The 22,942-nt window shown below is 71.9% G+C and carries 22 protein-coding genes; 14 read left to right on the top strand and 8 right to left on the bottom strand.

From position 1 onward, the window contains the following. Positions 1–105 precede the first annotated feature (105 nt). Entirely contained in the window at positions 106–405 is a 300-nt protein-coding gene (locus E6W39_RS02885) for a muconolactone Delta-isomerase family protein (RefSeq protein ID WP_141632109.1), read from the bottom strand. Between the two features lie 335 nt (positions 406–740). Between E6W39_RS02885 and E6W39_RS02880 the strand changes: the two genes are divergently transcribed. The 4 genes from E6W39_RS02880 to E6W39_RS02865 all read left to right on the top strand — a co-directional run bounded on the left by E6W39_RS02880 (position 741) and on the right by E6W39_RS02865 (position 6,565). Next, the gene (locus tag E6W39_RS02880) at positions 741–2,045 is read left to right on the top strand and encodes a carboxylate-amine ligase (RefSeq protein ID WP_141632108.1); all 1,305 of its coding nucleotides are present in this window, start codon (positions 741–743) and stop codon (positions 2,043–2,045) included. A 7-nt stretch (positions 2,046–2,052) separates the two neighbouring features. Further along, complete coding sequence (locus tag E6W39_RS02875) at positions 2,053–3,837, top strand: N-acetylglutaminylglutamine amidotransferase (RefSeq protein ID WP_141632107.1); 1,785 nt, start codon at positions 2,053–2,055, stop codon at positions 3,835–3,837. Positions 3,838–3,851: 14 nt separating this feature from the next. Continuing rightward, entirely contained in the window at positions 3,852–6,035 is a 2,184-nt protein-coding gene (locus tag E6W39_RS02870) for an alpha/beta fold hydrolase (protein ID WP_228717931.1), read from the top strand. Positions 6,036–6,118: 83 nt separating this feature from the next. Further along, positions 6,119–6,565, top strand: coding sequence for a cupin domain-containing protein (locus tag E6W39_RS02865; RefSeq protein WP_141632105.1), 447 nt, complete (start codon positions 6,119–6,121; stop codon positions 6,563–6,565). 57 nt (positions 6,566–6,622) lie between these two features. On the opposite strand, the gene E6W39_RS02860 is transcribed toward E6W39_RS02865, so the two are convergent. Next, a complete protein-coding gene (locus tag E6W39_RS02860) occupies positions 6,623–7,951 on the bottom strand; it encodes a C1 family peptidase (RefSeq protein ID WP_141637502.1) in 1,329 nt (442 codons plus the stop codon). Between the two features lie 265 nt (positions 7,952–8,216). On the opposite strand from E6W39_RS02860, the gene E6W39_RS02855 reads away from it, so the two are divergent. Then, positions 8,217–9,266, top strand: coding sequence for a fatty acid desaturase family protein (locus tag E6W39_RS02855; RefSeq protein WP_141632104.1), 1,050 nt, complete (start codon positions 8,217–8,219; stop codon positions 9,264–9,266). A 41-nt stretch (positions 9,267–9,307) separates the two neighbouring features. Here the strand turns inward: E6W39_RS02855 and pcp are convergent, their stop codons facing one another. Genes pcp through E6W39_RS02840 form a run of 3 tightly spaced genes read right to left on the bottom strand, consistent with a single transcriptional unit; the run spans position 9,308 to position 11,686 of the window. Beyond that, positions 9,308–9,952, bottom strand: coding sequence for a pyroglutamyl-peptidase I (gene pcp, locus E6W39_RS02850; protein ID WP_141632103.1), 645 nt, complete (start codon positions 9,950–9,952; stop codon positions 9,308–9,310). Between the two features lie 52 nt (positions 9,953–10,004). After that, a complete protein-coding gene (locus E6W39_RS02845; protein WP_141632102.1) occupies positions 10,005–10,973 on the bottom strand; it encodes a DUF979 domain-containing protein in 969 nt (322 codons plus the stop codon). Further along, a complete protein-coding gene (locus E6W39_RS02840; RefSeq protein ID WP_141632101.1) occupies positions 10,970–11,686 on the bottom strand; it encodes a DUF969 domain-containing protein in 717 nt (238 codons plus the stop codon). Before E6W39_RS02840 ends, E6W39_RS02845 begins: the two co-directional genes overlap by 4 nt. Before the next feature lie 269 nt (positions 11,687–11,955). Between E6W39_RS02840 and E6W39_RS02835 the strand changes: the two genes are divergently transcribed. Beyond that, positions 11,956–12,645 (top strand): GntR family transcriptional regulator, encoded by a 690-nt coding sequence (locus tag E6W39_RS02835; protein ID WP_141632100.1) that lies wholly within the window; start codon positions 11,956–11,958, stop codon positions 12,643–12,645. Positions 12,646–12,696: 51 nt separating this feature from the next. Here E6W39_RS02835 and E6W39_RS02830 read toward each other — a convergent pair whose 3' ends face one another. Continuing rightward, complete coding sequence (locus E6W39_RS02830) at positions 12,697–13,191, bottom strand: Lrp/AsnC family transcriptional regulator (protein WP_228717930.1); 495 nt, start codon at positions 13,189–13,191, stop codon at positions 12,697–12,699. 178 nt (positions 13,192–13,369) lie between these two features. Here E6W39_RS02830 and E6W39_RS02825 point away from each other — a divergent pair, with 178 nt between their 5' ends. From E6W39_RS02825 to E6W39_RS02790, 8 genes are all read left to right on the top strand, one after another. Continuing rightward, a complete protein-coding gene (locus E6W39_RS02825) occupies positions 13,370–15,067 on the top strand; it encodes a PLP-dependent aminotransferase family protein (RefSeq protein ID WP_141632098.1) in 1,698 nt (565 codons plus the stop codon). A gap of 151 nt (positions 15,068–15,218) precedes the next feature. Further along, positions 15,219–16,592, top strand: coding sequence for a sialidase family protein (locus E6W39_RS02820; RefSeq protein WP_141632097.1), 1,374 nt, complete (start codon positions 15,219–15,221; stop codon positions 16,590–16,592). A 191-nt stretch (positions 16,593–16,783) separates the two neighbouring features. Next, positions 16,784–17,347: a hypothetical protein gene (locus tag E6W39_RS02815; RefSeq protein WP_141632096.1), complete on the top strand. Its 564-nt coding sequence runs from the start codon at positions 16,784–16,786 to the stop codon at positions 17,345–17,347. A gap of 453 nt (positions 17,348–17,800) precedes the next feature. Then, positions 17,801–18,748: a ferritin-like domain-containing protein gene (locus tag E6W39_RS02810; RefSeq protein WP_141632095.1), complete on the top strand. Its 948-nt coding sequence runs from the start codon at positions 17,801–17,803 to the stop codon at positions 18,746–18,748. 50 nt (positions 18,749–18,798) lie between these two features. Then, on the top strand, positions 18,799–19,380 hold the full coding sequence (locus E6W39_RS02805) for a hypothetical protein (RefSeq protein WP_141632094.1): 582 nt from the start codon (positions 18,799–18,801) through the stop codon (positions 19,378–19,380). Continuing rightward, the gene (locus tag E6W39_RS02800) at positions 19,380–20,270 is read left to right on the top strand and encodes a DUF5995 family protein (protein ID WP_141632093.1); all 891 of its coding nucleotides are present in this window, start codon (positions 19,380–19,382) and stop codon (positions 20,268–20,270) included. Before E6W39_RS02805 ends, E6W39_RS02800 begins: the two co-directional genes overlap by 1 nt. Then, positions 20,270–20,785, top strand: a complete 516-nt coding sequence (locus E6W39_RS02795; protein WP_141632092.1) for a GNAT family N-acetyltransferase — start codon at positions 20,270–20,272, stop codon at positions 20,783–20,785. The genes E6W39_RS02800 and E6W39_RS02795 overlap by 1 nt, the downstream gene beginning before the upstream one ends. A gap of 84 nt (positions 20,786–20,869) precedes the next feature. Continuing rightward, positions 20,870–21,148: a hypothetical protein gene (locus E6W39_RS02790; RefSeq protein ID WP_141632091.1), complete on the top strand. Its 279-nt coding sequence runs from the start codon at positions 20,870–20,872 to the stop codon at positions 21,146–21,148. Positions 21,149–21,177: 29 nt separating this feature from the next. On the opposite strand, the gene E6W39_RS02785 is transcribed toward E6W39_RS02790, so the two are convergent. Next, complete coding sequence (locus E6W39_RS02785) at positions 21,178–22,194, bottom strand: hypothetical protein (RefSeq protein ID WP_228717929.1); 1,017 nt, start codon at positions 22,192–22,194, stop codon at positions 21,178–21,180. A gap of 133 nt (positions 22,195–22,327) precedes the next feature. Further along, positions 22,328–22,885, bottom strand: coding sequence for a hypothetical protein (locus E6W39_RS02780; RefSeq protein WP_141632090.1), 558 nt, complete (start codon positions 22,883–22,885; stop codon positions 22,328–22,330). Positions 22,886–22,942 lie beyond the last annotated feature (57 nt).

Genomic DNA, 22,942 nt, shown 5'->3' with positions numbered 1-22,942 from the left:
TCCCGGGTGAGGGCGTCGGCGCCCGGAGTCAGCGGGCCGGGCGGGTGGGATGGCTGCGGGAGGGGCGGTCCTACCGAGCCCGCGGCGGGGATGTGTGGCGCTCGGTCAGCTGCGGGCGTGGTCGGGGTCATTCGGGTGAGGAGACAGCGGGGTGACCTCATCGGTGCGCCACACACGCAGCGGCATCGAGGCCAGGACATCCTCGAGCTGGCCGCTGTCGTCGGCTGCGAAGAGTCCGAGTGTGCGCCACTCACCCGGTTGCAGCGGAGGGCGCCACAGGCGGAGCAGGTGTCCCTGCGCCGCGAGTTCACGTGCCCGCGCGGCCTCGCGGGCGCGGATCTCCTCGACGGCTTGTTCCGAGGTCCCGTCCGGGACGCGGGTGGTCATCGTGACGAGGTATTCCATGATCGACTCCTTCTGCGGCGCGGCAGCACGCGTCCGCAGCTGTCCGGCCGACAGCCGAGGCGAGCCGGATGTCGTCCCCGCGCTGCCTCGTTCCCATGGTCCCATCAGAGAGCGCTTCGGCCTGTCCACGGCGACTTCGAGACCCAGGCCCGCACCCCCAAGGTGTCGCACCGCTGGTACCGGGAGCTGATCGCTGCCCACTGCGGGTCCTGATGCGGTTCGGGGGTGGTCGTGGGAGGTTGGTCTTTCGGGGGCGGACTACCGCGAAGAGTGGCCGTCCGGGGGCGCGGCGGCATAGCAGACGCCGTGTCGTCGAACCGGTTCGGAGGTGCCCGATGACCGTGCCGATGGGAGTCGAGGAGGAGTTCCACATCGTCGATGTGGAGACCCGGATGCTGGTGGCGCGCGCCCGTGAGGTGCTGGACCGCTTACCGGACCGCGGCTTCACCACCGAGTTCCTGCAGTCGGTCGTCGAGTCCAACAGCGGTGTGCACGCCTCGCTGGACGCTCTCCGGACCGACCTGGTCAGGTCCCGGCGGGCCCTGGACGACGCGGCCGCCCCGCTGGGGCTGGCGGTGGTCGCGGCCGGGACCGCGCCGCTGGGCCGGATGGGGGCGGTGGACGTCACCCCGCAGCCCCGGTACCAGCACATGGCCGACGAGTACCGCGCGGTGGCCGACGAGCAGCTGATCTGCGGCGCGCAGTTCCATGTGGACGTGCCCGACCGCGACACGGCCGTCCGCGCGATGTGCGTGGTCTCGCCCTGGTTGCCGACCCTGCTGGCGCTGTCCGCCAGCTCGCCCTTCTGGCTCGGCGCGGACACGGGCTACGCCAGTTGGCGCACCATGCTGTGGCAGCGCTGGCCCACCTCCGGGCCGGTCGGGTGCTTCGGTTCGGCAGCGGCCTACGACGCGGCCGTGACCGGGTTGATACGTTCCGGCGTGATCAGTGACGTGGGGATGGTCTACTACGACATCCGGCCCTCCGCACACCAGCCGACGCTGGAGCTGCGGGTGTGCGACGCCTGCCCCCGGGTGGAGACGGTGGTGCTGCTCGCCGGGCTGTTCCGCGCGCTGGTGGCCGATGCCTGCGAGGTGGTGCGGCGATCCGACGGCTGCCGGCACCACTCCCGGCAGCCCTGGCTGCGCGCCATGACCTGGCGGGCCGCCCGCTCGGGGCTGGACGGTCGGCTGATCGACCCGGCCACCGGCCAGGCGAGGCCGGCCGGTGCCGTGGTCCGATCGCTGCTGGCGCGGCTGCGGCCGACCCTGGAGGAGTTCGGCGACTGGGAGACCGTTTCGGGGCTGGCCGAGGAGGCGCTGGGGCTGGGCGACGTCGCTCAGCGGCTGCGGCGCGTCGCCGCCGACGGCGGCATGACGTCGGCCGTCGACTTCCTGGTCACCCGGACCCGGGCGCACCCCGTGGCAACCGGCCCCCGCGCGCGGATCGACCGCAGAGGCCTGTCCGCCCGCTGCCGGCAGAACCAGGCCGCGCGGCTCGCGGCCCATCGGTCGGGCGCCCTGCCGCGCCGGGCGACCCGGGCGACGGCCGCGGACCGCCAGCCGTTCGCAGCCGGCTGCGACCCGATGACCGCCACCGTCCTGCGGCCGGCCCCGCGCCGCCGCTCGAACGGGAGGTGAGCCGAGTATGTGCGGGCTGACCGGAGAGATCCGCTTCGACGGCGGGCGCCCCGACCTGGCCGCCGTGGAGCGCATGACCGACCGGCTGGCGGCTCGCGGGCCGGACGGCCGGGGGTTGTGGTCACAGGGCGCCGTGGCGTTCGGCCACCGGCGACTGAAGATCATCGACCTGTCGGAGCGCGGCGCCCAGCCGATGACCGACGCCGAGAGCGGCCTCACCGTCGCCTTCAACGGCTGCGTCTACAACTACCGGGAGCTGAGGCAGGAGTTGGAGGGCCTGGGCCACCGCTTCTTCTCGACCTCCGACACCGAGGTGCTGCTCAGGGCCTACCGGCAGTGGGGCACGGCTTGCGTGGAGCGACTGTTCGGCATGTTCGCCTTCGCCGTGGCCGAGTTGGACACCGGTCGGCTGGTGCTCGGCCGCGACCGGCTCGGCATCAAACCCCTCTACCTGGCACGGCGGGCGGACCGGCTGCGCTTCGCCTCCTCACTGCCCGCCCTGCTCGCGGGCGGTGGGGTGGACACCTCCATCGACCCGGCCGCGCTGCACCAGTACCTGACCCTGCACGGCACCGTCGCGGCCCCGCGCACCGTGCTCACCGGCGTCCGCAAGCTGCCGCCCGCCACCGTGCGGGTCGTGCAGCCGGACGGCGGCCAGCACGACGAGTGCTACTGGCAGCCGTCCTACAGCCGCCGGCCGGAGCACGCGGGCATGGACGCCGCCGACTGGAGCGACGCCGTGCTCGACGCCCTGCGCACCGCCGTCCGCCGCCGCACGGTGGCAGACGTACCGGTCGGGGTGCTGCTCTCCGGCGGCCTGGACTCCAGCCTGATCGTGGCGCTGCTCGCCGAAGCGGGCCAGGACGACCAGGCCACCTTCAGCGTGGGGTTCGAGGCGGAACGCGGCGAGCAGGGCGACGAGTTCATGTATTCGGACCTGGTGGCCCGGGAGTTCGCCACCGACCACCATCAGATCATGGTCCCTTCGGACCGGGTCCGGGGCGCCCTTGACCGGGCGGTGGCGGCCATGAGCGAGCCGATGGTCAGCCACGACGTGGTCGCCTTCCACCTGCTGTCAGAACAGGTCTCCAAGCACGTCACCGTCGTGCAGAGCGGGCAGGGCGCCGACGAGATCTTCGCCGGATACCGCTGGCACCCCGACCTGGCGGCGGTGTCGCGCGAGCGGGAGCCCGAGACGTTCGCCAAGGTGTTCTTCGACCGATCGCACGCCGAACTCGCCCGGATCCTCCAGCCGGAGCTGCTGGCCGACCACGACGCCTCCAGCGAACTGGTCCGCGCACACATGGCGCCCGCGGGAGCCGAGACCGCCCTCGACGCCGCCATCCGGCTTGACACCCACGTGCTGATGGTCGACGACCCGGTCAAGCGGGTGGACAACATGACCATGGACTGGGGGCTGGAGGCACGCGTCCCGTTCCTGGACCACGAACTGGTCGAGCTGGCCGCCGCCTGCCCGCCGCAGCTCAAGCTCGCGCAGGGCGGCAAGGGGGTCCTCAAGGACGCCGCCCGCAAGTTGCTGCCGCACGAGGTGATCGACCGGCCCAAGGGCTACTTCCCGGTACCGGCGATCCGCCGGATGGCCCCGCCGGTGCTCGCCCGGATCCAGCAGGCCCTGGCGGCCCCCGAGGCCCGGTCCCGGGGGATCTTCCGGGAGGCCTACCTGGCCGAGTTGCTGGCCGCCCCGGACACCCATCGCACGGCGCGCGGGGCGAACGCCCTGTGGCAGGTGGCCCTGCTGGAGATGTGGCTGCAGTCCCACGGGATCGGTTGAACGGGAGGCGGACCGTGGTGGACCAGCGTTCCGACCCCGTGGCCTCGCCGCCGGCGGCCCCCCTGGCCGTGGTCCTCCCGGACGCCCACGACACCCGGGAGGGCCACAGCCCGGTCACCGCCCACGGCTGCTGGTACCCGTCGGCGGACCCCACCGGGGGTCAGGTGGCCTTCATCTGCAACCGCGGCGGCGTACCGCAGTTGTGGACCGGATCGGCCGACGGCGACGACGTGCACCTCCTGGACACCGGGCTCGACCCGGTGATCGAGGCCTCCTGGTCCCCGGACGGCCGCTGGATCGCCTACACCACCGCCCCCGGCGGGGGCGAGCACACCCGCGTGCTCTGCGTCCGGCCGGACGGCGGGGACCGCCGGATCCTGGCCGGCGCATTGGCGGGCAGCACCGCCTACCTCGGCCGCTGGACCCGCGACGGTTCGGCCATCGCCATCACCACCACCGATCCGCTGGTCGGTCTGCCCGTCACCGAGCTCGGCGCCGGTGCGCCTTCCGGGCCGTACCAGGAAGTGCCCCCGAGTGAGTGGACCAGCCGCGACGGGCCCGCCGTGCTGCTCGGCGGCGGGGGAGAGGTCGGGATACCGCTCCCGGGCACCGGTCCGCCGGGGGCACCGGTGTCGACCGTGCTGCGCCCGCCGACGCCGGCCCCTTACGAACCCTCCCCCGAGCCGCACCTCACGGGCGGTGGCCTGGCCGCCTACCTGACCGATCCGGCCGGCGTGCGGCCCCCCGAACTCCTCGCCACCGAACCGGCGGGCGCCACCCTGCGGGTGTGCGACACCACCCCGGACGGCCGGCTCGTCCTGCTGCTGCGCGGGCCGCGCGGCGGGCGTGAGGCCGTGGTGCTGCGGACCGACAGCGGCGAGACGGCCTGCACGGTGCCGGTGGCCGACGGCGATCCCTGGATCGGCCGGTTCTCGCCTGACGGCCGGATGCTGTACTTGCGCAGCGACGCCGACCGCGAGTTCGCGGCCCTGGTCGCCGTCGAGCTCGGCCCGGACGGCGCCGGACGGCGTCGCCGGGTGATCGCCCAACGAGACGGCGTCGACCTGGAGTTGCTGTCCGTCCGGGACGACGGCCGCAGCGCCGTCCTGGCGTGGAACGTGCGCGGCCGCACCGAGTTGGAGGTTCTCGCCCTGCCCGTCCCGGCCCGCCACCGGGTCGGCGACGGCGTCGGGGCCCAGGTGGACGGCGGACACGCACCGCCCGAACTCGCCCCGCGTTCACTGCCCTTGACACACGAGGTGGTGACCCGGATCAGCCCGGCGGGACCGCGCGGCTTGGCGCTGGCCGTCTCCGGTTCCGTCCGCCGGCCCGGCATCTGGCACGGGGCCGACGGCGGGTCACCCGTCCGTACGCCGTGGTCCTCGCGTGACGAGGACGCCGTCGCACCCGGGCGCCCGCCGGAGCGGCCCGAGCACCTGCGCCTGCAGGCCCGCGACGGGCTGGAGTTGGGCGGCTGGTACTACCGCGCCCCCGGCCGCGACCCTGACTACCACGCTCCGTGCGTCGTCCATCTGCACGGCGGGCCCGAGCAGCAGGAGCGGCCCGTCTTCGATCCGCTCTACCACGAGCTGCTCGGCCACGGTCTGGACGTCTTCGCGCCCGACGTACGCGGCTCGCTGGGCGCGGGCCGCTCCTTCGTCAACGCCGACCTCGGAGCCGGGCGGTTCGCGGCGATCGACGACGTCGCGGACTGCGCGGCGCACGTGGTCACCCTCGGACTCGCCGACCCCAGGCGGCTGGCCGTGATGGGCCACTCCTACGGCGGCTACCTGACGCTGGCCTCGCTGGTCTGGCATCCGGAGCTGTTCCGCACCGGGGTCTCGGTGTGCGGCATGTCCGACTTCCTGACGTTCTTCGCCGGCACCGAGCCGTGGATCGCGCGATCGGCCGCCATGAAGTATGGCCATCCCGAACGCGACCGGGACTTGCTGCACACGCTCTCTCCCATGAGCCGGATCGACGAACTCCGGGTACCGCTGCTGGCCGTCCACGGTGAGCACGACACCAATGTGCCGCTGGGCGAGTCCGAGCAGATGGTCCGGGCGGCCCGCCAGCGGGGATTCCCCGCCGAACTGCTGGTCCTGCCCAACGAGGGCCACGAGTTCAGGAACACCCGCAGCCGGGTCCTGTTCCGCCGTACCGCGGCCGCCTGGATCGAACGCCACCTGGCCGCCTGAGCGCGGTGCCGGTGGCGCGGGGCCCGGTAGAGCCCGGCGGGGAAGATCTACTCCCGCGAACCCGGCTGACATATCATCAGCGCATGACTGACCTGGCGATGATCAAGCCTGGTGGCGGGGAATGGCTGCACGCGCCGGCCGGGTCGTATCTGGTCCACCTGTCGGGGGCGCAGACCGGTGGTGCGCTGGCCGTTGTGGAGTACAGCTTTCCGGCCGGGGCGGTCGGGGCCGCGCCGCACATCCACCACGGCCATGCCGAGCACTTCCACATCCTCGAAGGCGAGGTGACCTTCGACCTGCCCGACGGCGTGAGCACGCTCGGCGCGGGCGGGACGGTGTCCGTGCCGATCGGCATGGCTCACGGTTTCCGCAACACCTCGTCCGCCGTGGCCCGTTGCCTGTTCCTGCTGACGCCGGCCGGGTACGAGGACTACTTCCGCGACGTCCACCGCGCCCTGGAGGCCGGCGAGCCGCTCGACCCCGAACGGCTCGCCGCGCTGCGCGCCAAGTACGCGACCGAGACGTTGTAGACCTCGGACGGGCTCACGGCCCGTCCGCCCAGCACGGGCTCGTGGCCCGCCCGCTCATCACTCGGCGAGGGCGCCCATCGGGTCCCAGGCGGGGAGGACGATCGGCGGTCGGTCGAGGGCGGCAGCCAACTCCGGTGGCAGCGCGGAGCGCCGGACCGCGATCTCGAAGACGTGCTCACCGAACCATGAGTCGTTCATGGTCCAGAAGCCCTTGTCGGCCCGCTCCTCGCCCCAGCTGTTCTCCACCCGCCAGCGGCGCGGACTGCCGTCCACCACGTCCACGCCGGTGAACAGCATCGCGTGGGTCATCCGCGTGTCGTGGTGCAGCAGCCGGGCGGCCTTGTCCATGGTGAACTCGGTGTCGTAGACGGCCGCGTAGTCGAAGAGCTCGGCGTCCCAGACGCCGACGTCCGCGCGCATCATCTTCTTCACGTCGCAGCCGAACCACACCGGCTCGCCACCCACGATCGCGTCCATCGCCAGCCGCTTCAGCAGCTCCATCGGCACATTGAGATAGACCACCGGCGGTGCGTCCACGACGTTGCCCAGGTACTCGACGGTGAAGGTGCGGCCGACCGGGCTGGACTCCCGCGGATCGTGCACCAGGCAGACGTAGTCGTCCAGCGGGAGCCGCACATACGAGGCGGCGAACTCCGCGGGGGTGAGCCAGCCGTCGCGGTGGAACTCCTTTTTCTCGTCCCGCCACTGCCACAGGAACCGCCGCGGCGGCGTGCCGAGGTGGATGCTGAGCACCCGGTGGACGGCGCCGAGCACCTCGCGCTTGCGCCCCCGCTGCGCCCCGACCCCGTCGGGGGCCAACTCGCGCAGATCGCGGGCGCCTTGGCGGAGCAGGGTCTTCAGGGCCCGGTTCATCGCCCGGGTCGCGGAGGAGCTGTCGGTCTCCGGCATGGCCGACTTGGGCACCAGGCCGTGCTTGGCGACCAGCGCCACGAACATGTTCCACTGCCCGCCGTCACCGATCGGGCTCTCCAGCAGGTGCGCCACCGTGCGGTCGTCCACATCCCGGTCCGAGGTCTCGACGACCGCTTCGAGGAAGTGGTTCGCCCGCTCGAACTTGTCCCACCACAGCAGGTAGTTCTGGGAGAACTCGAAGTCCTTCACACCCAACTTCCGCGCGGCGCCGACCCGGAGCAGGTTGAGCCCGGCGAACATCCAGCAACGCCCGCTCTGCTTCTGGTTGGTGGCCCTCCAGGCGTCCAGGTGGTGGGAGACCGAGCGGTCGATGCCGGTGAGGATCCGCCGGTCCAGGGCGACATCGTCCACCGGCGTCTGGGTGACCGCGTTCTGCATCAGCCGGTTCACCGGCCTGGCGGCGAACTCCTTCTCGAAGAAGTCGAGCTGATCCGGCGTCAGACTGCGGTCCATGGCCTGGCGGGAGTGATCGGTGCCGAAGGTCACAGCGGTATGCCTCCAGTTCCCATGGGTCTTCCTCAGGGGCGCGTCCTCACCGTCGCACGGCCGTCCGGCAGCCGTCAACGGAGAGTGTGCGCGGGGCCCATGGCCACCGAATCTCTGGAGCCCGGCTTGACGCAGGGCGGCCAGCACCAGGCGGGAGTAGGGGGTTAGCACCCGTACGGGATGGGTGCTAACCCCGTTCTGCGGGTCCGCCCACCGAACCAGACTCTTGGGCATGCCCACACTTCACCAGACGACAACCGTCACCCCTGCTTCCCGGCCGGCGCCCGGGGGCAGCGACTTCGCCCGACTGAGCCGCCGAATTTCCGCCGCAGGCCTGCTCGACCGGCGCCCCGGCTACTACAGCGCTCGTGCGGGCCTGGTGCTCGCCGCGTACCTGGGCGGCTGGTGGGGCGTGTTCGCGCTGGGCGACACCTGGTGGCAGCTCGGCCTGGCGGCGGCCATGTCCGCCGTCTTCGCCCAGGTCGGGCTGCTCTCCCACGATCTGGCACACCGTCAGGTGTTCACCCGGCGACTGCCGAGCGAGATCGGCGGCCGGATCGCCGCCGATCTGCTGATGGGGATGAGCTACGGCTGGTGGATGAACAAGCACACCCGCCACCACGCCAACCCCAACCACGAGGAACGGGACCCGGACGTCGCCCCCGACCTCGTCGTGTGGTCGCAGCGCCAGGCCAGCCAGGCGAGCGGCCTGGCCCGGTTCATCGGGCGCCGGCAGGCGTACCTGTTCGTCCCGTTGCTGCTGCTGGAGGGCCTCAACCTCAGCTTCAACAGCTTCCGCGCGCTGCGCGGCCCCGCCGTGAAGCGCCCGTGGCTGGAGGGCACCCTGCTGGTCGTCCACTTCGCGGCCTACCTCGGCCTGGTCTTCGCCGCTCTCCCGGCCGGCAAGGCGGTCGCCTTCCTCGCCGTCCACCAGGCGCTGTTGGGCCTCTACCTGGGCTGCGTCTTCGCCCCGAACCACAAGGGGATGCTGATGGTGACACCCGAGATGAAGCTCGACTTCCTGCGCCGCCAGGTGCTCACCTCGCGCAACGTCCGTGGCAACCCGTTCCTCGACGCCCTGATGGGCGGCCTCAACTACCAGGTGGAGCACCACCTCTTCCCCAACCTGCCGACCCCCGCCCTCGGCCGGGCCGCGCGGATCACCCGCGACTTCTGCCGGGAGCAGGGCATCGCGTACTACGAGACCGGCCTGCTCCGCTCGTACCGCGAGATCTTCACCCACCTGCACCGCACCGGCGAGCCGATCCGCGCACGCGGGTGACCACGGGCACCCCGACGACGCCACGGTCGCCGCCTGCGGCCTCAGTGGGTGATCCCCTCCGGGGTGTGGAGGTCCGCGCCGCGGGTCGCGGCGGCAGTGAGCAGGGCGCGCAGGGCGTGGGCGACAGCGGTGGCGGGGAGCGCGGGCTTGCCCTGGTCGAGGACTTGCTCGGGCAGGGCGGGTACGTGGACGAACCCGCCCCGGGTGGTGGGGCGTTGGGTGGCGAGGTGGTGCATCAGGGCGTAGAAGACGTGGTTGCAGACGAAGGTCCCGGCGGTGTGGGAGAGCGACGCGGGTATGCCCGCCTCCCTGACGGCGGCCACGCACGCCTTGACCGGCAGGGTGGCGAAGTAGGCCGCAGGGCCGCCGTGTTCGACGGGCCGGTCGATGGGTTGCCGGCCCGCGTTGTCGGGGATGCGCGCGTCGTCGATGTTGACGGCGACGCGCTCGACGGTGAGGTCGGGGCGGCCGGTGGCCTGGCCCAGGCAGACCACCAACTCCGGGTCGGTGTCCTGGATCGCGGCGCGCAGCTCCTCGGCCGCCCGGCCGAAGACGCAACTCAGCCGGGCGGGCGTGACCTCCAGCCCCTCGGGCGGGTCGGCGGCGACCAGCAGGGCGGACTCCCAGGAGGGGTTGAGGGTGTCGCCGCCGAACGGTTCGAAGCCGGTGAGCAGCACTCGGGTCATCTGCGGTGCGGCCTTTCCTCGTTGGGGACGCGGTTCGAGATCTGCAAGCAGCTCAGAACGCGAACAGCGACATGATGGCGATGTTGCACACCAGAAGCGCTCCGGCGGTGGGGAGTTGGGCCTTGATCGGCCCGTACTGGTCCTTGAGTTCGAGCAGGGCGGCCGGTACCAGGTTGAAGTTGGCCGCCATCGGGGTGACCAGGGTGCCGCAGAAGCCGGCCAGCATGCCCACGGCCAGGACGACGGGAGGGTGACCGTGCAGCCGGGTGATCAGGACGGGCCAGCCGACGGCGGCGGTCATGACGGGGAAGGCGGCGAAGGCGTTGCCCATGATGACGGTGAAGAGGGCCATGCCGAGGCAGTAGAGCGCCACCGCGCCGTACTTGTTGCCGTCGGGCAGGAGGTGGACGGTCAGCTTGCCGACCTGGGTGCCGACGCCGGCCGCTTGGAAGATCGAGCCGAGCACGGCCAGGAGTTGGGGGAGCAGCAGGGCCCAACCCATGGACTCCAGCAGCCCGCGCCCGGCGTGCAGGGCGACGGCGGGGTTGCGCTCGCGGCACAGGAACAGGCCGATGGCCAAGGCGATGAGCACTCCGAGGCCCAGGCCCAGGAGGGTCTCGTTGCCGGCCTCGAACAGCGGCTTGCCCGCGAGGTGCGTCCCCTTGAGGAGGGTGGCGCAGACCAGCGCGACCAGCGGGACGGTGAGCGCGGGGATGAAGAGCCGGTTGCCGAGGCGGGCGGCGGAGGCGGCCCGCTGCTCGGGGCCGGTGGTCCTGGGCGCACCGCGCCCGGTGAGGCCGAAGCCGGCCAGGCAGATCATCACCAGGACCGCGGCGCCGAGGGGCGCGGCGGGCGCGGTCTTCTTGACGACCCAGGTGCCGTAGAGGAAGCTCGCGCCGAGCAGCCCCCAGAAGGCGGCGCTGCCGAACCGCTTGGGGTTGCTGCGGTCGGTCGCCATCTGCGCGGCCATCGCCAGGAAGACGGCGCCGACCAGCCAGTACAGCCACTCGATCCTGATCACTTGGCCTCCTCCGTGACGCCGGCGGTGGCGGTGACGGTGCCCGCGGCGGGCCGTGTCCGGGCCAGGGAGCGGTCCAGCCGCAGCAGCCGGGCCCCGTGGACCGCGGTGGCGCAGATCGCGGTGGGGACGGCCCAGAGCGCGAGCTGGGTCGGTTCGAGATGGGCGTGGTAGGTGGCGTTGACGAAGCCGGTGATCAGCAGGATCGAGCCGACCGTCAGGAAGCAGTCCTCGCCGAAGAACAGGCCCACGGTGTCGGCGCTGGCGGCGAACGAGCGCAGCCGCTCGCGGGCCGGCTCCGTCAGGGGGCCGTGGTGGCGCTCGGCAGCGGCCTCCGCCATCGGCGCGATCATGGGCCGGACCGCCTGGGCCGGTCCGCCGAGCGTGGTCAGGCCGAGGGCGGCGCCGAGTTGACGGATCATCAGGTAGGCCGCGAGCAGGCGGCCCGCGCTGACCTTGGCGAGCCTGCCCATCAGCGCGCGGGCCTGCTCCTGCAGGCCGTGGCGCTCCAACAGCCCGATGACGGGCAGGGTGACGGCGAAGAGGGTCACCGAGCGGCTGGAGGCGAAGCCGGTGCCGAACGCGTCCAGGACCTTCATCGGGGTGAGCCCGCCCAGGAAGGCGGTGAGGACGCCGGCGACGCCGACGATGAGGACGGGATTGCGCTTGGTGGCGAATCCCGCCACCACGACGAGGATGCCGAGAAGAACGATCACACCAAGGGCCGCCTTTCGGATCGGGAACCCTGCGCCGTGGCCGCGACTCGGTGGCCGCGACCGGGTGGTCGAGACCTCTCGCGTCACGGGGCAGGTGAGGTCCCGGTCGCGCGGACCGGAACCTTGCGGGGCGGTCGTGAGGCTAGGGGATTGTGGAACAATCCGACAAGACTCCGGTAGCGTTCCGTTTTCCGGGCTCGGACGGGCTGCGCCGACAGGTGCGTCGGCGACAGGGCGGGCGGTGCCCCAGCGGCGGCAGGAGGTAGGACATGACCGGGATGTTCGACGCACTTGCGGCCGAGCGGAGCCGACTGGCCCGCAGCAGTGCCGCGCAGCGGGTGGCCGAGGTGCTGCGCGAGCACATCACCGAGGGCCGCCTCGCCCCCGGAACGCGGTTGTCGGAGGAATCGCTCGGTGGGGTCCTAGGGGTCTCGCGCAACACCCTGCGGGAGGCGTTCCGGCTGCTGGCCGACCAGCGCCTGGTCCTGCACGAGCTCAACCGCGGAGTGTTCGTCAGAACCCTGGGCCCCAGCGACGTCGCCGACATCTACACCCTGCGGCTCGCGCTGGAGGTGGCCGGCGTGCGCGCCGTGCAGCGCGCGACCCCGGAGCGCCTGGCCGCGGTCCGTGCCGCGCTGGCCCGGGCGGAGGACGCCGAGCAGCAGGGCGACTGGGGTGCCGTCGGCACCGCGGACCTGCACTTCCACCAGGCCGTCGCCGGACTCGCCGACAGCGAGCGGATCGACGAGTGCATGGCCAAGCTGGCCGCCGAACTGCGCCTGGCGTTCGCGGCGGTTCCCTCGGCGCACGGGTTCCACGAGCCGTTCCTGCGCCGGAACCAGGTGCTCGCCGGCCTGCTGGAGTCCGGCGAGATCGACGACGCCGAAGTCGAGTTGACCAGATACCTGGACGACGCCCGCACGGTGATCGTCAACGCCATGGCGGAGCAGGGGCGGTGACGGTGAACCGGCGGTGCTCCAGGGGGAAGCGCAGCTGATCGGCCGCCGTGGTCAGCGCCCGGGCGGGGCCACGTACCCGCGGCCCGCTATCTGCTCGAAGATCAGGTTGGTCCGGGTCTGCGCCACCGCCGGGTGGGTGGTCAGGTTGTCGACGACGAAGTCGCGCAGCGCCTCGGGGCCGGCGACGCCGACGTGCAGCAGGTAGTCGTCGGAGCCCGCCATGTGGAACACCGCCAGGACGCCGGGCAGATCCGGGGCCGTACTGCGGAAGCTCGCGACCTGCTCGCGGGTGTGGGCCCGGAGCCGGACCGAGATCATCGCCTGGAGCGGCAGACCGATCGCGGCGGGGTCGACCTCGGCCCGGAAGCCGCGGATGATCCCGCGCTCCTGCAGCGAGCGCACCCGGGCCAGGCAGGTCGAGGGGGCGATGCCCACCGCCTCGGCGAGGGCGTTGTTCGCGAGCCTGGCGTTGTCGGCCAGGGCGCGGATGATCGCCCGGTCCACCTCGTCGATGGACGCACCGCGAGTCTGCGGATTATTCGGCATGCTTCCCATGATCGCCGCCGGCACCGCTGATCTGCAAATCAAACCGGCTGTCGACCGAATCTTGTTCGGCTGGACTTCCCTCAATCGTCGAAAGGTTCCATCCTGGGCCCGCGAGTGGCCAGCGCCTGCCACCGTTCCCAGCCCGGCGTACCGGCCGGCCAGCGTCCCCGGAGTTTCCGTGTCCATCAGCTCGAGCCCGCTCGACATCCTCGCCGCCGCGTCCGCCGTCGACTCCGGGCCCGCGGTCGACCCCGGGCCCGAGCTGGACTGCCGCGACTTCGAGCTCCCCGCGAGCGGGTTGGACGACGCCCGGCGGCTGCACGTCCTGGACACCGTGGACGAGTACCTGACCAGGAAGCGCCGCCACCTGGTCGGCTACCAGGCCACCCAGGACATGCAGGGCTGCGCGCTCGATCTGGCCCGGTTCATGCCGAACAACATCAACAACCTCGGCGACCCGTTCCAGTGCGGCGGCTACAAGCCGAACACCAAGGTCGTGGAGCGCGCGGTGCTCGACTACTACGCGAAGCTGTGGCGCGCCAACGGCCCGCACGACCCGGCCGACCCCGAGTCGTACTGGGGTTACATGCTGTCCATGGGCTCGACCGAGGGCAACATGTACGCGCTCTGGAACGCCCGGGACTACCTGAGCGGCAAGGCACTGATCCAGCCGCCGACGGCCCCGTTCGAGGCGCTGCGCTACGTCAAGGCCAGGCCCGACCGCAGCAACCCGAACGCCCACCGCCCGGTGGCGTTCTACTCCGAGGACACCCACTACTCCTTCGCCAAGGCGGTCCGGGTGCTCGGCGTCGAGACCTTCCACGCCGTCGGCTGGGAGCTCTACCCGGACGAGTGCCCGCTGGTCGACCCGGCCACCGGGCGCCGGGAGTGGCCGATCGAGGTGCCGTCCAGCCCCGGTCCCTCGGGCACCTCCTGGGACGGTCCGGGCGAGATCGACGTCGACTCCCTGGCGGTACTGGTCGAGTTCTTCGCCGCGAAGGGCCACCCGATCTTCGTCAACCTCAACCTCGGCAGCACCTTCAAGGGCGCCCACGACGACGTGCGGGGCGTCTGCGAGCGGCTGCTGCCCATCTTCGAGGAGCACGGCCTGGTCCAGCGCGAGGTGGTCTACGGCACGGACCGCCGGACCGGTGAGCCGCTGGTCGACCTGCGCCGCGGCTTCTGGATCCACGTCGACGGCGCCCTCGGCGCCGGCTACGCGCCGTTCATGCGGATGGCCTCCCAGGACCCGGCCACCCACGGCTGGACCCCCGACGTGGAGCTGCCCGAGTACGACTTCGGACTCACGCTGCCCACCCTGGAGTTCGGCGACCTCGACATGGTCTCCTCGATCGCGATGAGCGGCCACAAGTGGCCCGGCGCACCGTGGCCGTGCGGCATCTACATGACGAAGGTCAAGTACCAGATCTCGCCGCCGTCCCAGCCGGACTACACAGGCGCGCCGGACACCACCTTCGCCGGCTCCCGCAACGGCTTCTCCCCGCTGGTCATCTGGGACCACCTGTCCCGGCACTCCTACCAGGACCAGGTGGACCGGATCCGCGACGCCCAGGCCCTGGCCGACTACCTGGAGCGCCGACTGCGGGCCATGGAAGGGGAGTTGGGCGTCGATCTGTGGCCGGCCCGGACCCCGGGCGCGGTCACCGTGCGGTTCCGCAAGCCCAGCGCCGAGCTGGTGGCGAAATGGTCGCTGTCCTCCCAGGACGTGCTGATGGTCCCGGGCGACGAGTCGACCCGCCGCAGCTACGTGCACGTCTTCCTGATGCCCTCGGTGGACCGGGCCAAGCTGGACGCCCTGCTGGCGGAGCTCGCCGAGGACCCGGCCATCCGCGGCCTGCCCGTCCGGTCGGCCTGACGGGCGGCCGCCGCCCGGTGCGAGGGGCGGGGCTTCGGATGCGCCTGTCGGGGCTTCGGATGCGGTGGTTGGGGTAATCCGTCCGGAGGCGGAGCCGCCCTGGTGACGGCCCGCCACCCTCAACTCCGTTGCACCGTGAGGAGATCAGCCCGTGCCTTCACCTCGCGCCACGTTCAGATCGTCCCTGTCAGCCGGCCTCTGTGCGGGGATCGCCGCACTCGCCTTCACGGCGAGCCCCGCACTGGCCGTACCGGCCCCCGTCAACGCCGTCGCCACCGCGACCTACACCACCAGCACGCCGACGGACATCTCCGGATCCTGCGCCGGGCAGAACGCCGAGACCATCGAGGCCACCGATCCGGCCGCGAACGCCGTCTACGACGAGTGGATGGGCTGCAAGGGCATCGGAGTCACGGCCTCGCTGAACGGCGGCGCCACCTTCGGCACGCCGCTCACCCTGCCGGGCAGCGTCGGCCAGAAGGGCGGCCGGTCCTGGGACCCGGCGATCACCGTCGCCCCGAACGGCACCGTCTACGCGGCGTTCATGGTCTCCCGCGCCGGTCTGACCTATCCCGTCATCGACGTCAGCACCGACCACGGTGCCTCGTTCACGACCGCCGGCGTGATCACCCCGCCGGACTCCGGCAACTGGGGTGACCGCGACTTCATCACCGTCGGGCCGGACGGCACCGTCTACCTGACCTGGGACTACGGACCGAGCGCCGCCGCCATCACCACCATCTGCGCGTCCAACGGCAGTTGCGCGTTCGCCACCGGCGACGTCAACGCCGTCATGCAGAAGTCCACCGACGGCGGCCGGACTTGGAGCGCGATGTCGCACATCAGCCCCGGCTACCCGAACAGCGGCGGCGACAGCGCGCCGATCCTGGTCGAGCCGGACGGCTCGCTCGACGTGGTCTACCAGGGCTACACGGTCACCAACATCCCGACCGACGACCTGACCGTCGCCTACACCTACGCGGCGCGCTCCACCGACGGCGGCGCCACCTGGTCGCAGCCGGTGCGGATCGGCCCGGACGCCGGCTCCATGAACAACAGCGAGTGGTGGATCGACGGCAGCGAAGCCCTCGGCCCGGACGGCACCCTGTACGCCACCTGGGACACCCAGGGCACCAGCACCGACACCGGCTGGCTGGCCTACTCCAAGGACCACGGCGCGACCTGGTCCACGCCGGTCCAAGCACCGCCGGACACCCTCAACGTGCCGCACGTCATGCAGGTCGTCGCCGGACCTCCCGGCATCGCCTACGTTGGCTGGCTGGGCTCCAGCGACCCGCGCGGCTACGCCCAGTACCTGCGCACCTTCTCCACCACCCAGGGCTGGCTCTCCGCACCGGCCCGGATCTCCCAGGGCTTCGGCACCACCACCGTCTGGCCCGGCGACACCTTCGGCTTCGCCACCCTCTCACCCACCCGCCTGGCCCTCGCCTGGGGCAGCGCGGTCGCCCCGACGGCCTCCACCGACTCCATCTGGGCCGCCACCGTGGGGGTGACACTGCCGTAACGCCCCTCGCCCCTCGCGGGCAAGCGCAGGGCGGCCGTTCGGATGAATGGCGGCCCTGCGCCGTACGCCCGCACAACTCCGCCGGGTAGTCCTCCGTCCACGAACCTCGAACGGACAGCAGGCACGAGTGTGAGGCGGCAGCGGATGACAGACACCGGCAAGGCCCCCAGGACGCCACCGGGGGACTCCCGATGACCACCGGAGTGCCGCTGACCGCCTCGCCCCTGATGAGTGCCGGCCTGCCCGAGGCGCCGCTGCCCGGCCTGCCCGCCGCCGATGTCGAGCAGTTCGTGGCGCTGTCCGTCGCGCTCACCGGGTTCGACACCTTCGAGCTCCGCGGCACCGGGATGGCCGCGCGCTACCTGCACGCCGTCGTCGAGGAGGTCGGGGAGCAGGCGTACCGCGACTTCCGGGCGGCTCTGGAGGAGGTCGGGCTCGACCCGGAGCGGCTCCAGGGCGAGGCCGACCAGGACCTCGCCCGGGCCATCGCCCACCTGTGGTACCTGGGGGTGTGGCCGCCGCTCGCCGCGGCCGTCCATGCCGAGCTGCGCCGGCAGGGCGCCAACACCGCGTTCACGGTTGCGCCCGAGGCCTACGTCGAGGGCCTGGTGTGGCGGACGTTCCACGGCCATCCGCAGGGCGCCAAGGCGCCCGGGTTCGGCACCTGGGCGACCCCACCGCCGGGCGAACCGGAACTCCCGCCGCCCGGCGGGCCGGTGCGCCGGGACGGCCGGCAGCCGGGCGGCGGCCGGTGAACCGCGCGCGTGCGGTCGCCGGCCACCGCTTCGACGTGATCGTGGTCGGCGGCGGGATGGCCGGCACCCTGGTCGCCAAGCGCCTCGGCGACCAGGGCTGGCGCGTCCTCGTCCTGGAGGCCGGCACCGAGACCCTCAACACCTGGCCCGGTCACCTCGACGCGCTGAACACCTACTACTCCGCACTGATCAAGGTGCCGAACGCCCCCTACCGCGCCAACACCGCAGCGCCCTCGCCGTCCGTCCTGGACACCCTGCCGGGCAAGGACGGGCGCGGCTACCAGGCCGTCGGCTACCTCGTCCAGGACGGCCCGCTGCCGTACGGCAGCGACTACCTGCGGGCGGCCGGCGGAACGGGCATGCACTGGCTCGGCCTCACGCCCCGGATGCTCCCGCAGGACTTCAAGGTGCGAACGGAGTTCGGCTACGGCCGCGACTGGCCGATCGGCGGAGATGCTCCACATGACCCTGGTCGCCAACATGCTCAACGCGGTCGGCGGCAAGCCCGTGGTGGCCGACCCCAGGTTCGTCACCGACTACCCCGCCAAACTCCCGTACGCCAAGGAGCAGGTGCCGATCGCGCTGCGCAACTTCGGCCCGGAGGCGATCAGAACGGGCCTGTGGATCGAACGGCCCGAGCGCATCGACGAGCTCCCCGGCGCGGGGGAGGGGCCGGACCCGCGCGGCTGGACGTCCATCGGCCAGTTCTACGCCACCATCCGCGAAGGCATGATCCGGCTGGCCGAGCGCCATCCCGACCTGTTCAGCGGGAAGTTGGAGTACCAGATCGGCCCCGAGGACTTCTACAACTCGGGCGGCATGGCCTTTCCCGTGACCGACCTGCCATCGGCCCTCAAGGCGATCGAGCTCATCGCCGAACAGGGCGAGGGCCTGCCGGGCTCCATCTACAACCCGGACCGGCGGCTCTTCGGCCAAGCCCGCGAAGTGGCCCACTACTTCCGGTTCATGGAGATCCACCAGGAGCGCCGCTACGGCCCGCTCGACACCCCGGCCTCCGGGCCGACCGGCCCCGCCCTGCCGGTCGACTGGACCGCGGCCTACCGCATCGACCCCGAGGCCAAGGTCGCCGACTACCCGCCGGGCAGCGAAGTCCGCACCGCCGCCGACCGCTTCAACCGCGTCTACGCCCGCCTGCTCCGGCTCCTCGACCGCTCCTTCAACGGCGAGCCCGAGCAGCTCCGGGCAGCCGTCCCGGTGATGCTCGAACTACGCGACCTCGCCCGGCAGTTGTACGCCAACCCACACCCCGACCCCCACAAAGTCGCTCACGGCCTCCACGCCAGCCCCACCTTCGAGATCACCCACCTCGAACTGGCCCACGCCAAGGCGGACTTGGAGGCCGGGGCTGGTTCGGCGCCGCTACTGGCGGAGCTGGCCTGAAGATCAACCTGCGATGGCTGTCCTACTCTCGGTAATGGAAGGTGAAGCGGATGACCGGCGTGCCGCCCATTGATGCTCCAAGCCACGTCTACTACTTCCAGGTTGGGACCGGCACCTGGCACGGCAGCTTCGCCTTCCGGGTGACTTCCTGGAGTCGCCTCAGGGCCGGCCGCATCGGCTTGCGGAACACCGTGCTCGTTGCCGTGATGCAGCTGACCCAGTGGGTGACGGGCAAGTCCCAGCTGGCGTCGACGATCGTCGCCAAGCCCTCCGAAGGCGCGTTCGGGGAGGCCGACAACACGGTCAGGCTCTCGAAGTTCGGCGTGACCCAGTACCTGCTGCGTGAGAGCTATGTGCTCGATCCGGACGGCACCGGGGTCACCGTGCACGCCAAGGAGCAGTTCGGCCCGGTGCCCGGCATCCTGTCGCGGTCGTTCACCTATCCGGCCGAGATCCACGAGGGCGGGCTGTCGTCGACCTACCACATGCCGCTCCTGGGTGATCAGTGGACCGCGACGTACCACGTCGCGCCGGGGCACGACGGCCTCGCCGGCCACCTGGTCTGCGGCTGGGCCATTGCCACCGAGGAGGTTCGGCGTGTCGCCACCAGCCCGGGCCCGGCGGCCGGCTGATGGCGACGGGCAGCGAGGCCCCGGCGGACCGGGTCGCCCAGGTTGCCGTGCTGCTGGAGAGCCGTGTCACCACGTATGACACCGTGCGAGACCACCGTGCGGTGTTCGCCTACCTCTACCTCCGCCTGATCCGGGCGCTGGAACAGAGTCTGCGAGCGGGCCGGCCGGCCTTCCACGACCCGGGATGGATCGCCGAACTCGCCCAGCGGCTGGCCATGACCTACCTGGCGACCATGGACGCCATCGACGCCTGGCTGGCGGACCGGCGCCGAGTGGGACGGGCGGTGGTGCGGCCCGCAGAGCTCCCGGACACCGTCGCAAAGCCGTGGCGCGAGGTCTACGCCGCCTCGACCGCTCGACGGTCCTATGTGCTGGAGGAGATCATCTTCTCCATGGCGGCGCACATGTCCTACGACCTGCCGCTCACCCTCGAAGGCATGGCCGCCGCCGACCAGGGCGACATCCATGACCACATCGACGACTACTGCCGGATGAACGCGCTGTTCGGCGCAAGCATCGAGGAGGTTCAGGTCCACGTCGCCAAGCGCTACAACCGCGGGCTGCTCTTCCTGGAGCACCTCTTCACCCGTGACGAGCGCCTGCTCACCGACAGCGGAATCCAGGCGGCGCGAGCCGACGCCTGGTTCAACTTCGACCGGCTCGTGAACGGCCCGGCAGCCGCAGACGCACATCTGGCGATCAGCCGGATCGCCCCGGACCTGATCCGCGAGTTCCGCGAGCCCGACGACTGGAAGCTCCGCATCGCCGACCGCTTCCTCCGCCAACTCATCCCCCCGCGCCGCCAGTGGCCGTCGCCCACACCCCGGGACCACCACGAACACACAGCGGCCAGTCGCGGTCAACGACCACCTCGTCGAGGGATCCGCTGATGGAGGCTCGAACCCTGCACGGCGAGCAGGTGGTGCTCCGCCCGGCGGAGGCCAGCGACATCCCCGCGCTGGCCGCGATCCGCGCCACCCCCGAGGTGTACCGGCGCTGGCGCGGCGGCACCGACCTGACGGCCGCCGTCGCCGAGGACCTGGCCGACCCGGGGGACGAGACCTTCACCGTCCTCCACCACGGCCGGGTGATCGGGGCCATCCAGTGGTCCCAGGAGACCGAGCCCGACTACCGGCACGCCGGCATCGACCTCTACCTGGACCCCGCCGTGCACGGCCGGGGACTGGGCACCGACGCGGTGCGCACCCTGGCCCGCTACCTGGTCGACGAGGTCGGCCACCACCGGCTGACCATCGACCCGGCCGCCGACAACGCCGCCGCCATCCGCTGCTACAGCAAGGTGGGCTTCCGCCCGGTCGGCGTGCTGCGCAAGTACGAGCGCGGTGCCGACGGCGACTGGCACGACGGTCTCCTGATGGACCTGCTCGCCGAGGAGCTGCGCTGACCCGGGCACCCGACTGTTCGGCTCCTGTTCGCCGGAGTTAACCTGCACCACGAACGAACAGCAGCGACGTCGGGGGTGGTTGTGGTGCGGGATGACGACTACGAGCGAGGGGACGGCTCCACCTACCGGGCACCGGTGGCTTGCCCGCTCTGCGCGGGTGAGTTGCGGCCGGTGCAGGTGGTCTTCAGCAACCAGGTGGGCGGCCTGATGGTCAAGGTCCATGTGGTCGGCAGGATGTTCGCCCGCAAGACCTATGTCGAGGCCCTCGCCTGCCGCGGCTGCGGCCACCTGCTGAGCTTCATGGCCCACCCCGAGATCATGGACGAGCCCCCGGCCAAGACCCGCCGCGGCCGCGGCCAGTAGGGCGGCAGCCGCCAGTCTGCGCTGTGCGGCTAGGAATTGAACCCCACGTGCACATGGTCGTGGTGGGTGTCGTCGGTGAAGAACTGGTTCGGCGCGGCGCCTCCGGCCAACTGGCGCGGCCCCCCGACGTTGTAGGAGCCGGCCGCGGCGGCGGCGCGCATGAAGCCGTCGACCAGGTCGTGCGGGGTGGCGGGGTCGACCACGGCCAGGCCGTTGATGCGCCAGACGTCGAAGGCGCGTCCCAGGGGATGGTCGCTGGGACGGGTGGTGCCGAACACGTCGATCGGGTGGCCCGAGCGGACCACGCTGATGCTCAAGGTGTACGTCTGAGCCAGCGTCAGCATTGCTCGGAGTGCGGTGTCGTGCACCTGGCCGCTGCGGACGTCGGCGAGTGCGGCGGGCGGGAGTTCGATGTGCGGGGAGCCGAGCACCGCCTGCGCCGCAGCGGACAGCGAGGCGGCCGCCGGGCCGGGCGCGGCGGGGTGCAGCGCGGTGACCGTCCAGCGCGGGCTGGCGGCGCTGAGGCGTACGTCGACCGTGGTGCCGCCGGCGCCCTGCGGGGTCCACTGGTCGCAGACCACCAGCACGCTCGCGGAGTCGGTGAGCAGGCCGCCGTACTGGGCGTAGATCACTTGGAGCGCCGCTTGATCGGCGGTTGACAGGAGCGGGCCGGCCTGGTTGACCAGGCCCGGGTCCAGTCCGCCGAGCGCGGCGACGCGGCCTTGGGCCGCCGCCGCGCCGGAGCCGCCGGGCGGCCAGTTGCCGATCGCCTCGACCAGCTGCGCGGCCCGCAACTTGACGTCGGGTTGGAGCTCACCGGGCCCCGGACGCCACGGGGAGGTCGCGGGCAGCGCGGTACCACCCGAGGCAGGCGAGGTCGAAGGCGCGAACGACGAGGACGGCGAGTGCGAAGGTGCTCCGGACGCGGTCGCGGACCCCGAGGGCGCCGCCGGGTGCCCACCCCCGCCGCAGCCCGCGAGCACACCGACCGCCGCCGTCAGCAGCACCCGCCGACTCGCCGCCCCGGCCACTCGTTCAGCTGTCATGCCCCACTCTGTCCCGGGCCGCCGTCCGGCGCGTGCGCACCGCGCCGGACGGCCTGGGGCAGGGGCACTCCGTCAGCTCACAGTCGTCAGCCCGGAGCCGTCAGTTCACAGCCGTCGGTTCACAGCCGTCAGTTCACAGTCCCAGCGAGGACAGGGCCGTCGTCCAGTCCGTGGCGATCGCGTTCTGCGCGTCGGTCAGCGCGACCGTGCCCGAGCAGACCGCCTTCTTCAGCTTGTTCTCCACGGCGTCCTTGGTGTACGAGGTGCCGCCGCTGCCGGTCGAGTAGTGCGGCTCGGGCCAGAGGTTCTGCGGGTCGGTCGGGGAGCCGCCCAGCTCCAGCGGTATGAAGTGGTCCTCCTCGTAGTCCGACATGTTGGTGTCGGTGTAGCCGTAGTCGCTGATCCCCTGGGCCTTGAGGCGGTTGGTGTAGCTGGTCGACGGCCGAATGGTGGCGGTCCAGCCGGAGACGCATATCGTCGAATCTATGGTGTCCTGGGTGACGTCCGGGTTGAGCACCCCGGGCGTGCAGTTGGGGTCCGGCAGCGGCAGGTAGGCCTGCGAGCAGAGGGCAGCCGTGGCGTGGGGGCGAACGGCGGCGTGCGCGGTGGGGGCGAGCACGAGGGCGCCGCTGGCGAGCGTGACAGCCAGGGCGGTACCGCCGGTCGCGAACCGTCGGTGGAGTGAACGCATCGAAGCTCCAGAGGAGTTGACCCGGTTCTTGGGGTCGCCGGGTGCGATGCGTCCATG

The organism is Kitasatospora acidiphila, assembly GCF_006636205.1.
Classification (GTDB): Bacteria; Actinomycetota; Actinomycetes; order Streptomycetales; family Streptomycetaceae; genus Kitasatospora; species Kitasatospora acidiphila.
The sequence above is the reverse complement of the archived record's forward strand: the minus strand, read 5'-3'. Positions and strand labels throughout refer to the sequence as shown.